This is a genomic window from Ohtaekwangia sp. (assembly GCF_036568665.1).
GTDB lineage: Bacteria > Bacteroidota > Bacteroidia > Cytophagales > Cyclobacteriaceae > Ohtaekwangia.
The window spans coordinates 1-11,470 of the sequence record NZ_DATCSD010000005.1; the positions used below are offsets into that span (position 1 = coordinate 1).

The window sequence follows — 11,470 nt, forward strand, 5'->3', positions numbered from 1 at the left end:
GGTATAGATGGTATATTACACTGTCGGGGCCCATCTGCAAGCCATAGCTTTCAGTAGGCTGAGAAGGCAACACAGAAACAGGTGAAAGTGTAGGCGCGGTAAGATCATATTGCAACACGTCACCGGCCGCAGCGCCCTCGCCAAATACAGAAACATACAGATACTGTCCGTTGGGGCTGAACTCGGCATCGTAGATTGCTTGTGTAACAACCGTATTTATACCCGTGTTGATCACGCGGGTGCTGGTGAGCGTAGGTAAAATTGCCGGTGTTACGGGAAAAGTGATCGAAAGAATCTCAATGTCGCGATCAGCTTCCTGAGGCGATACCGCTATGCGCTTAGAGGCAGCGTTGTAATTAAAGTTTGCAGCGTTTTGAATAAGTCCTCCGGAAACAAGACCCTGGTATACTACACCGGCAGTACTGATCTTCACAAAGTGATAGTTGGTCGTGTTTTTCTCATGCGTCATCAGCCAAATGTCATTGCCGTTGACATCGGCCATCGTGATCATGGCTTCCGATAAGTTGGTTGGCAAGCCTGCTATAGTTTGATTTTTTGTAGTGACATCACCGAGGGGAGGTTGTCCAAAGCTGGTAGCATTACCGATCTGAAGAGAATCTACTATACTATAGCGAACGGTACCCGTAGCATCGGCATGAAATATATAGTATTGTGCAGAGTTAGCCGGGTTCTGGCATATAGCAACGGGCTGGTTACGCGTAGCACTGCCTGTGATTGCCCCGTTGGGCATTGCCTGGTGAGAGGCATCGATCACGCGTGTTCCATCTGTATAGAAGATGAGGTTGCCGGTAACCGGATCACTTGCTACTGCACTTCCGCCTGTACCAAAAGGAGTGAACTGATTTGTTACCAGTGAAGCTGAATTATCGGAACGACTGAACCGTATGCCGCGATTACTGTTACCGAAGTACCAGTTATGCCCGGCAAAGTTCTGGGCCATGGAGCAGACCGGTATGACTGCTATGAATAAAAAAAGGAACCGGTAAAGATGTTTTCTCACGTTCTTCAGTATTAGGTTCTGTAACTTACCAATCGTTCTGTTTATGTGTCAAATGTAAAACGCTCAAGTCGTTTTAAAGTATACAATTTGAGTTAAAATTAACCGTTAACAGTTAGCTGTTAACCGTTGGCCGGCAATATCAACATGTGTTGGTATCAATCGGTGACAGATACAGCTCAACAGAGAACGGTAAACGGCTGACGGTTTTTCTGCTAAAGGATAACGGATAACGAATAACTTTTTATTACTTTGCCCCGATTGCATAATCTAAAAACACACGACTCGATGTACAGGATACTCCTGCTTTTATGTGTATTAATGCTGATGCTGGAAGGTGCGGTAACTGCTCAGGACCCTCAATTTTCCCAGTTTTATGCAGCACCGCTTTACTTGAACCCCGCACTGGCAGGAGCAACCAATCAGGCGAGAGCAGGTATAAATTACCGTAATCAGTGGCCTGCCATCGATGCTAATTTTACTACAGTATCGGCATACTTCGATTACTTTATTGAAGATAAGAACAGTGGTGTGGGAATGATTCTTACGCGCGATCGCGAAGGACTTGCCGGTCTGCGATCAGTTAGTTTAGGATTACAATATTCGTATGAACTAAAGCTCACAAACTATCTCGGGTTTCGCCCGGGTGTACAGGTAGCACTCTATAACCGCGATGTAAATTTCGGTAAGCTTACCTTCGGTGATCAGTTCGATCCTACCACAGGACAGATCATCAGTCAGCAAACTGCAGAAACTTTTAATACACAATCCAGCAAAACTTTTGTCGATCTTTCTTTTGGTGGTGTGTTCTTCACGAAAAGTGCGTGGCTCGGAGTTTCTACCTGGCACCTTACACAACCGAATCAAAGTCTGATCGGTGAAGTAAGCAAACTGCCGGTAAAACTATCAGTACACGGTGGGTTTAAATTCTATATGACACCCGGTGTAGTAGGAAGCGGAGTATATGCACGAAAGTCAGAGAGAAGTATAGCCCCGGCATTTCAATACCGTCACCAGGGACAATGGGATCAGGTTGATCTCGGTATGTACTTTACGTTCGAACCGCTTGTGTTAGGGACGTGGTATCGCGGTGTACCTTTCAAGAATCTGGCAGGAACGGTTAACAACGAATCGATCGTATTGCTCATAGGCTTTACCCAGTTGGGTGCTAAAGATGCTATCAACATTGGCTATAGCTACGACTATACCATCTCCAAACTGGGAGCGGGTAGTGGCGGAGCACATGAGTTTAGCCTGGTATATACGTGGCCAATGCGTAACCCTCGAAAGCCGCCAAAAGATAAGCTCATAATTCCTTGTCCGGATTTTTAATCAGGCTAATCAAAGAATAAAATATAAAGAGGCTTCCATAATGGAGGCCTCTTTGTATTCAGGGTTATGAGTAGATATACAAACGAGTTGCTATAGCTGTATCTTTCGTGTGAGTAATTTTCCCTGGCGTTATAATAACATTAAACATTTAACTGACACCGAAATTCTTGTTTCGTTTAACTTTGAACTTTATGAGTCTGGAATATTCACTGGAACTGTTTGGTACATTCTTCTTCGCCATTTCGGGGGCATTGGCCATTCAGGATAAAGAGCACGATTGGTTTGGAGCTGGCTTCACTGGTTTTGTTACTGCGATAGGAGGAGGAAGTCTTCGCGATATGATCCTGGGAAGTTATCCATTGGTATGGGTACGCGATATATACTTTCTCTATAGCATCATTGTTGGAGTGGTGGCCGCTATTCTCTTCTATAAGTATATTATTAAACTGCGAAGAACATTTTTTCTCTTCGATACTTTTGGCATAGCATTCTTTACGGTGCTGGGAGTAGAGAAATCATTAAGTCTTGGTGTGCGACCAGAGATTGCTGCGATCATGGGCATGTTCTCGGCAGTAATGGGAGGCGTGATCCGCGATACCCTTACCAACGAGACACCGGTAATTTTTCGGAAGGAGATCTATGCCACGGCCTGTCTTGCCGGAGCGGTATGTTACCTCTTGCTCGACCTGCACACCTCAATGGAACGAAACACTACCATGCTTGTCTCCGCCGGACTTATCATTGCTATTCGTCTTGTTGCAGTAAAGTTCAGACTGGCATTGCCGGAGTTGAAGTAGATAGCCGTTACTTGTTAATCGGAATATCCGTTGAATATCGAACAAAGAGCAAGGAATATCGAATGTCGAAGTATAAAGGCACGCCAAGCAATAGGAGAGACTGAAAATCCGGAAGCATTTACGAATAACAGTTAACGGTTAACGAATAACTGATAACGACTAACCGCTTCTTACTAACGAAAGTTAGCGGTTAGTGAAAATTTTTTAAAGTTCTTGCCTCGAATGTTTGCCATTAAACAAACTTTTCCGTTTAATTTTGCATTTAGAAAAAACATAAACACAAACTGAATGATTTTCATCTAACGTTTCACTTAAACGCTTGAAAAGAAATTGAAAACATTGTTCACCATAATTAAAGCGGCTAAGGCTGCTTACCAATCCGAAAGAACGTTCCAGTTCTTATTCTCCGCCTGCATGGTGACCAGGCGACCGCGACCCGTACGCTTTGCGCGTATCTGATACCTCCATCATACAACTGTAGCAGTTGAGTAACGTGATGTCAAGGACATTGCGTTTTTGTGCTTTTTCAAGGCACAGTATTTTTAACGGGTCGATCTTATTTAATTCAGAAATTACATTGGAAAATTATAATATCATCGTTCGACTGGCAACAGTTGACGACAAACATTACGCAGAGACCATCACGAATGAGATGGAAGAGTCTGCTAAAGCGCGAGGAACCGGCATTGCCAAGCGCTCGCCTTCCTATATCGAAATGAAGATGGAAGAAGGCAAGGCGATCATTGCCGTTACTACCGAAGGAACATGGGTGGGCTTCTGCTATATCGAAGCATGGGAACATGAAAAGTATGTAGCGAACTCCGGTCTCATTGTATCGCCTGCATTTCGTAAGACAGGTGTTGCCACAGAGATCAAACATAAAGTATTCAATCTGTCGCGGGAGAAATATCCGCATGCAAAAATATTTGGTCTCACTACCGGCCTCGCGGTAATGAAGATCAACTCCGACCTGGGCTATGAGCCTGTTACATACTCCGAGCTTACCAGCGATGACGAATTCTGGAAAGGTTGCCAGAGCTGTGTGAACTACGAGATCCTGATGAGCAAAGGACGCAAGAACTGTATGTGTACCGCCATGCTCTTCGATCCGGTAGAAGCCGAAGCCAAGATCAAGGCAGCGGCTGCACGTGCGCAGGCACAACAACCTCAGCCGGTAAAAGCCGATACCGTTGTAACACCTGAAGGTGAACTGGTAACACACCGCCATCGCGAGTTCAAAGGCAACTTCAAGTTGTTTGAACGATGGGTTCGCTTCAAGCAATTCGTGCTTCTCAAATCCTTTCGCAAGAAAGACGAAGGCAACGGAGACCGGTCTGATAAAAAATCATTATTGAGCTTTTTCTTCTTCTGGTAACACAGGTGAAGGTAAATTAATATACACAGAACCGGGAGCACACCATGATGCCTTGTAGTTTTGTGCAGTAACATCATGTCTTCAGTATACTATATTGGAGCAACTCACACACCGCTATACTCACACAGATAACAGCTTTAAAAATTAAAAAAGGAGATGAGTAAAAAGAAAGTCGTATTAGCATTCAGCGGAGGTCTTGATACTTCCTACTGTGTAAAGTATTTAGGCGAAGAAAAAGGATATGAAATCCATACCATCACCGTAAACACCGGTGGCTTTGATGACAACGAGCTCAAAGAGATTGAAGCACGTGCTAAAAATCTGGGAGTTGCTTCGCATAAAACAGTAGATGAAACCAAGAACTACTACGACAAAGTTATCCGTTATCTAATCTACGGAAATATACTCAAGAACAATACCTATCCGCTTAGCGTAAGTGCCGAGCGTATGTCGCAGGCGTTGGCGGTGGCTATATATGCAAAAGAATTGAAGGCCGATGCTGTTGCTCATGGCAGTACTGGAGCGGGTAACGACCAGGTTCGTTTCGATATGATCCTGAATATACTTGTGCCGGGTATCGAGATCATTACACCTATACGCGAATTGAAATTATCGCGCGAAGAAGAAATTGCCTTTCTCAAATCCAAAGGAGTACAGATGAACTTTGAAAAAGCCATGTACTCCGTTAACAAAGGTATATGGGGAACATCCGTGGGAGGGAAGGAAACACTCAAGTCACTCGGGATGCTTCCGGAAGAAGCGTGGCCGACTCAGGTGACAAAAACAGGAACTGAAACTGTAAAGCTCACCTTCGAAAAAGGAGAGCTTAAGAAAATAAATGACAAATCATTCTCTCATCCGGCCGATGCTATACAACATTTGCAAAGTATAGCAGGTCCTTACGGTATAGGAAGAGATATACATGTAGGCGATACTATTATCGGTATAAAAGGCCGTGTAGGTTTCGAAGCTGCTGCGCCTATACTGGTATTGAAAGGCCATCATGCATTGGAGAAACACGTGCTCACCAAATGGCAGCTTAGCTGGAAAGATCAGCTTGCTCAATTCTATGGCAACTGGTTGCACGAAGGCCAGTACCTCGATCCTATCATGCGCGACATCGAGGCATTCCTCACCAACTCACAACAGAATGTAACAGGCGAAGTTTCTATACAACTATATCCGTATCGTTACCAGGTACTGGGTATAGAATCAGCATACGATCTGATGTCGGCCAAGTTTGGTAAATATGGTGAAATGAATCTCGGCTGGACCGGTGATGATGTAAAAGGCTTCACAAAGATATTCGGTAATCAGACGGCTATATATCACCAGGTGAAAGAAGACGCGGGTAAATAGCTTAAGGGTTAAAGTGGAAGGCGCTAAAGCTGAATATATACCCACAGAGCTTTCTACTTTAGACTTTATGCTTTAAGCTTAAAATATATGGCGAATATAAAAATACGAATAGGTATAATTGGTGGTGCAGGATATACCGGTGGTGAAACAATCCGGTTGTTGTTCAACCATCCTCAGGCGGAGCTGGTATATGTGCATAGTCGCAGTAATGCAGGCAACCCGCTATATACCGCGCATCCTGATCTGCAAGGTGATACTGAACTGAAATTTACCGATACACTCCGGCAGGATGTAGATGTAATCTTTCTTTGTCTCGGACATGGAGAGAGTAAAAAATTTCTACAGGAGAATCCGATCGATGTAAAGGTCAGGATCATCGATTTAAGTCAGGACTTTCGCTTGGGTGAATCTGTGAATGGAAGATCATTTGTATATGGTTTACCAGAGCTGAACAAAGAAGCTATACTGAAAGCAGAAAATATAGCCAACCCCGGATGCTTTGCCACGGCTATACAACTTGGTTTATTACCCTTGGCGAAAGCTGGTGTATTGAAAGAAGTATTTGCTACCGGTATAACAGGCTCCACCGGTGCAGGACAAAAGCTGCAAGACACAACACACTTTACGTGGAGAGCGAATAATATATCTGCCTATAAAACACTCACGCATCAACACCTGAAAGAGATCAACCGCTCACTCAAACAATTACAGGCAGGGTTTAGCGAACCGATCAATTTTATACCCTGGCGTGGCGATTTCACGCGAGGTATATTTGTGAGCTCCTGTATCTCTACTGATAAATCTCTGGATGAAGTAAAGAAGCTGTATAAAGACTTCTACAAAGGTCATCCGTTTACGATCGTGACTGACGATACCGTAGATATGAAGCAGGTAGTAAACACTAACAAGTGCCTCATCGGTATAGAGAAGGAAGGCGATAAAATTGTAGTTCACTCTGCTATCGACAATTTATTGAAAGGTGCTTCCGGCCAGGCTGTTCAAAACATGAACCTGATCTTCGGTCTCGATGAAACTGTCGGTATCAAATTAAAAAGCATAGCTTTTTAGCGTAAAACTAAAAGTGGAAAGTCGAAAGTGAGCTGGTATATATATTGAAAGTGGAAGTTGAAGGCCTGTTAATAAACCCGTTAAGTGTATGAAAGATTATAGAAAGTTAATTGTTTGGCAGAAGGCGCATAGGCTTGTACTTGCTGTATATAAAGAGACATCTTCTTTCCCTAGAGAAGAAAAATATTTGTTGACCGATCAAATACGCAGAGCGTCCATGTCGGTGCCAACCAATATTGCTGAAGGCTGTGGTAAATTTACTCAAAAGGATTTTGCTAAATATTTGCAAGATGCTTTTGGATCAGCTCAAGAAGTAGAGTATTTGAATTTTCTGTCGCTCGAATTGGGATATCAGAAAAGCAACGTCTACCAAAAGCTGGATAAAGATGTAAACGAGATTAAGGCGATGCTTATAGGCTTGCTTCAGAAAATAAGAAAAGATATCTGATAATTAAACAACAAACGGGCTTTCAACTTTTTACTTTAAACTTTCTGCTTATTTAAAGAATGAAACTATTCGATGTATATCCGCTCTTCAATATAACACCTGCGAAAGCGCAAGGCTCGTGGCTTTGGGATGACAAAGGTGAGAAGTATCTCGACCTTTACGGAGGCCATGCAGTGATCTCCATTGGTCACTCACATCCACATTATGTGAAGTCGTTGAACGATCAGCTTGGTAAGATCGCGTTCTATTCCAACAGCGTTCAGAATCCTATACAGGAGCGACTTGCAGAGAAACTCGGACAACTCTCGGGCTATGAGTCGTATCAGTTGTTTCTCTGTAACTCGGGTGCGGAAGCCAATGAGAATGCGTTGAAGCTCGCATCGTTTGTAACCGGCAGAAAGAAAGTTATCGCTTTCAAAAAAGCATTTCACGGAAGAACATCCGGAGCTGTAGCGGCTACCGACAATCCTAAAATTGTAGCACCCTTCAATGCCGGTCATGATATAGTGTTTGTACCAATGAACGATGAAGCAGCCTTCAATGCTGTGCTGGATAGTACAGTGGCTGCCGTTATCATAGAAGGTATACAGGGAGTAGGAGGTATACAATTACCAACGGATTCATTCCTGCAGTTTCTTGAGAGAAAATGCAAAGAGAACGGATCTATATTTATACTCGATGAGATCCAATGCGGTTATGGAAGAACCGGTAAGTTCTTCGCACATCAGCATGCCGGGGTAAAACCGCATGTGATCACAACAGCAAAAGGCATGGGCAACGGTTTCCCTATTGGCGGAGTACTCATTCATCCTGATATAAAACCGTGGAGTGGTATGTTGGGTACAACGTTCGGGGGGAATTATCTCGCATCAGTAGCAGGACTCGCTGTGCTTGAAGTGATGGAGAAAGAAAATCTTATACAAAACGCTGCTGTGCAAGGCGATTACTGGATCTCAAAACTAAAAAAATACGGACTGAGTGATGTGCGCGGTCGCGGGTTGATGATCGGTTTTGATCTGCCCGAAGAGAAGAAGACTGTACGCAATGATCTTTTGATGAAGCACAAGATATTTACCGGTGAAGCCAAGCCGAACACGATACGCTTGCTACCATCGCTGGCCTTAACAAAACAAGAAGCAGATATATTTCTAACCGCATTGACCGAAGAGCTGAAATGAAGAATTTTATTTCCGTGAATGATGTCCCCGACATCAATGGCCTCGTAGCAAAGGCGCTCGATTTTAAAGCAAACCCGCTGAAGAGCCAATCGATTGGTGCTAACAAACGCATCGGTTTGTTATTCCTTAATCCGAGTATGCGCACGCGTCTCAGCACGCAGATCGCAGCAGAAAATCTCGGCATGAAAGTAATCGTGTTCAATGTAGGGCAAGATGGCTGGGCACTCGAGTTTGAAGATGAAGCCATCATGAGCGGTAACACGGTGGAACACGTGAAAGATGCAGCACCGATCATGGGTAAATATTTTGATGTGTTGGGCATACGCACCTTTCCATCACTGCAGAATAAAGTAGACGATTATAGCGAACTATATATTAACCAGTTTATCAAGTATGCCGGTATACCGGTGTTGAGCCTCGAGAGTGCTACGCTGCATCCGCTGCAAAGTCTTACCGATATAATAACGATACGCGAAACGTTTAAAGAAAAACGCAAGCCCAAAATTGTGTTAACATGGGCGCCACACGTAAAGGCATTGCCACAGTGTGTAGCGAATAGTTTTTCGCAATGGATCAACGCATGGGGTGAGTCTGATTTTGTGATCACGCATCCGGAAGATTACGAGCTCGATGAGAAATTTACCAAAGGTGCAACGATCGAACTCGATCAGCAGAAAGCATTGAAAGATGCCGACTTTGTATATGTAAAGAACTGGAGTACGTATACTGACTATGGAAGAATATACTGCAACGATCCGGTGTGGATGTTAACCAACGAGAAGTTACGGTTAACAAACAATGCGAAAGTAATGCACTGCCTTCCCGTTCGCAGAAATGTAGAACTCAGCGATGAGATTCTGGATGGAGCAAACAGCATTGTTACGCAACAGGCATCCAACCGTGTGTGGGCTGCGCAGACGGTGCTGCACGAACTGTTACAGAACAGTAAATAATAACGTTAACGAAAAGCATGAGTAAACTTTTCATTATAAAGATCGGTGGCAACGTGCTGGATAATCCTGCGGCTCTCAGTGCATTTCTGAAAGATTTTGCCGCGATCAAAGAACCGAAGATCTTGATCCATGGTGGCGGCAAGATTGCCACGCGATTAGGAGATCAACTCGGTATTGAATCAAAGTATATCAACGGAAGAAGAATAACCGATGCACAAACGCTTGACGTGGTAACGATGGTATATGGCGGTCTGGTAAATAAACAGATCGTTGCTACCTTACAGACACTGGCGTGTAATGCCATGGGCGTAACCGGTGCTGATGGAAACCTGATCAAAGCTGTGAAGCGCCCTGTGAAAGATATAGACTATGGTTTTGTAGGCGATATAAAACAGGATAGTGTAAATACATCCCTGTTATCTTCTTTGCTCAATCAAAATATAGTGCCTGTCTTTGCGCCTCTGACGCATGCAGATGGCTCGATGCTGAATACCAATGCCGATACCATAGCATCGGTGCTGGCAGTAGCACTCAGTAAACAATTTGATGTGCGCCTCATCTTCTGCTTCGAGAAGAAAGGCGTGTTGATGGATGTAAATGATCAGAACTCGGTGATCACACATTTACCGCGCAAGCGTTATGACGAACTGCTTCCGCAAGGTGTATTTGCCGATGGTATATTGCCTAAATTGGAGAATGCTTACGCGGCCATACAAACCGGTGTGAAAGAAGTATTGATAGGCGAAGCCAAAGACCTGTTAAAGAATACAGGGCCTGTAACAGAAGGAACATTGATAACTTTATAAGAGCTGCTGATAGTCGGGAAGAAGGTTGATACAGAGGGAGAAGGCTGATCTCGAAGCGAAAGCTTACAGCTCGAAGCGGACTATATATTATGGATTCATCATTATACGAAAAAGCTACGAACCTGCTGATCAAACTCATTGCTGTTCCATCGTTCAGCAAAGAAGAAGATGAAGTAGCTTCGGTATTGGAAGAATTTTTTGAAAGAGAACGCGTTCACTCCTATCGCAAGGGTAACAACGTATGGGTAAAGAACCAATACTTCGATCCGGCCAAACCAACTGTACTGCTGAATTCACATCACGATACTGTAAAACCCAACCCGCAGTATACACGCGATCCCTTTAAACCAGAAATCATCGATGGTAAACTATATGGCCTCGGCAGCAATGATGCCGGTGGACCCTTGGTATCCCTGATCGCTACCTTTCTGCATTACTATCCGCAGCAGAATTTAAAATATAACGTAATGCTGGCCGCTACTGCGGAAGAAGAAATATCCGGTACGGGCGGCATTGAAAGTATATGGTCATCATTACCACCCGTTGATTTTGCTATAGTAGGCGAGCCCACCTTGTGCCAGATGGCAACTGCTGAAAAAGGATTAATGGTGTTGGATTGTATCGCTCGCGGAAAGGCCGGACATGCTGCACGCGAAGAAGGTATCAATGCTATATATGAAGCACTGCCCGACATTGAGTGGTTTAGTAATTATAGATTCCCGATCGTATCAAATACGTTAGGGCCGATCAAGATGACCGTAACGATTATCAATGCCGGCAAACAACACAACGTAGTGCCTGCTGAATGTCACTATACGGTAGATGTTCGCGTAACCGATGCTTATAGTCTCGAAGAACTGTTGGAAGTAATCAGGAAGAACGTAAAGAGCGAAGTATCGCCTCGCTCCATGCGTATGCGACCGTCTGGTATAGCAGAAGAACATCCATTGGTGAAAGCTGCTATAAAATTAGGCATAGAACGCTATGGTTCGCCTACAACATCCGATCAGGCTTTGATACCGGCACCTTCCGTAAAGATGGGGCCTGGCGACTCAGCCCGATCGCACACAGCCGATGAATTTATCTATGCCGATGAGATTAAGAAAGGTATAGATACTTATATCAAGGTACTCAAC

11 protein-coding genes are annotated in these 11,470 nt (G+C 44.1%); 10 read left to right on the plus strand and 1 reads right to left on the minus strand.

What is annotated here, in order from left to right; all coding sequences use genetic code 11:
* Nucleotides 1-961 (minus strand): hypothetical protein (locus VIN08_RS00165; RefSeq protein ID WP_331958406.1); only part of this gene is annotated, 961 nt, incomplete at its 3' end.
* A 345-nt stretch (nt 962-1,306) separates the two neighbouring features.
* On the opposite strand from VIN08_RS00165, the gene VIN08_RS00170 reads away from it, so the two are divergent.
* The 10 genes from VIN08_RS00170 to VIN08_RS00215 all read left to right on the plus strand — a co-directional run.
* Complete coding sequence (locus VIN08_RS00170) at nt 1,307-2,350, plus strand: type IX secretion system membrane protein PorP/SprF (RefSeq protein ID WP_331958409.1); 1,044 nt, start codon at nt 1,307-1,309, stop codon at nt 2,348-2,350.
* A 191-nt stretch (nt 2,351-2,541) separates the two neighbouring features.
* Entirely contained in the window at nt 2,542-3,147 is a 606-nt protein-coding gene (locus VIN08_RS00175) for a trimeric intracellular cation channel family protein (protein ID WP_331958412.1), read from the plus strand.
* Between the two features lie 577 nt (nt 3,148-3,724).
* Nucleotides 3,725-4,522 carry a GNAT family N-acetyltransferase gene (locus VIN08_RS00180; RefSeq protein WP_331958415.1) on the plus strand — a complete coding sequence of 266 codons (798 nt, stop codon included), beginning with the start codon at nt 3,725-3,727 and terminating at the stop codon, nt 4,520-4,522.
* 156 nt (nt 4,523-4,678) lie between these two features.
* Complete coding sequence (argG, locus tag VIN08_RS00185) at nt 4,679-5,881, plus strand: argininosuccinate synthase (protein WP_331958418.1); 1,203 nt, start codon at nt 4,679-4,681, stop codon at nt 5,879-5,881.
* An 87-nt stretch (nt 5,882-5,968) separates the two neighbouring features.
* Entirely contained in the window at nt 5,969-6,949 is a 981-nt protein-coding gene (gene argC, locus VIN08_RS00190) for an N-acetyl-gamma-glutamyl-phosphate reductase (RefSeq protein ID WP_331958421.1), read from the plus strand.
* 88 nt (nt 6,950-7,037) lie between these two features.
* A complete protein-coding gene (locus tag VIN08_RS00195; protein WP_331958425.1) occupies nt 7,038-7,397 on the plus strand; it encodes a four helix bundle protein in 360 nt (119 codons plus the stop codon).
* A 59-nt stretch (nt 7,398-7,456) separates the two neighbouring features.
* Nucleotides 7,457-8,575: an aspartate aminotransferase family protein gene (locus VIN08_RS00200; RefSeq protein WP_331958428.1), complete on the plus strand. Its 1,119-nt coding sequence runs from the start codon at nt 7,457-7,459 to the stop codon at nt 8,573-8,575.
* Complete coding sequence (locus tag VIN08_RS00205; protein WP_331958431.1) at nt 8,572-9,528, plus strand: acetylornithine carbamoyltransferase; 957 nt, start codon at nt 8,572-8,574, stop codon at nt 9,526-9,528. The genes VIN08_RS00200 and VIN08_RS00205 overlap by 4 nt, the downstream gene beginning before the upstream one ends.
* Nucleotides 9,529-9,545: 17 nt before the next feature.
* Nucleotides 9,546-10,334, plus strand: coding sequence for an acetylglutamate kinase (gene argB / locus VIN08_RS00210; RefSeq protein ID WP_331958434.1), 789 nt, complete (start codon nt 9,546-9,548; stop codon nt 10,332-10,334).
* Between the two features lie 89 nt (nt 10,335-10,423).
* On the plus strand, nt 10,424-11,470 hold a 1,047-nt coding region (locus VIN08_RS00215), incomplete at its 3' end, for a M20 family metallo-hydrolase (RefSeq protein WP_331958437.1).

Coding starts and splice junctions, on each gene's coding strand:
- VIN08_RS00170 (WP_331958409.1), top strand. CDS start 1,307: ATGTACAGGATACTCCTGCTTTTATGTGTATTAATGCTGATGCTGGAA.
- VIN08_RS00175 (WP_331958412.1), top strand. CDS start 2,542: ATGAGTCTGGAATATTCACTGGAACTGTTTGGTACATTCTTCTTCGCC.
- argG (WP_331958418.1), top strand. CDS start 4,679: ATGAGTAAAAAGAAAGTCGTATTAGCATTCAGCGGAGGTCTTGATACT.
- argC (WP_331958421.1), top strand. CDS start 5,969: ATGGCGAATATAAAAATACGAATAGGTATAATTGGTGGTGCAGGATAT.
- VIN08_RS00195 (WP_331958425.1), top strand. CDS start 7,038: ATGAAAGATTATAGAAAGTTAATTGTTTGGCAGAAGGCGCATAGGCTT.
- VIN08_RS00200 (WP_331958428.1), top strand. CDS start 7,457: ATGAAACTATTCGATGTATATCCGCTCTTCAATATAACACCTGCGAAA.
- VIN08_RS00205 (WP_331958431.1), top strand. CDS start 8,572: ATGAAGAATTTTATTTCCGTGAATGATGTCCCCGACATCAATGGCCTC.
- argB (WP_331958434.1), top strand. CDS start 9,546: ATGAGTAAACTTTTCATTATAAAGATCGGTGGCAACGTGCTGGATAAT.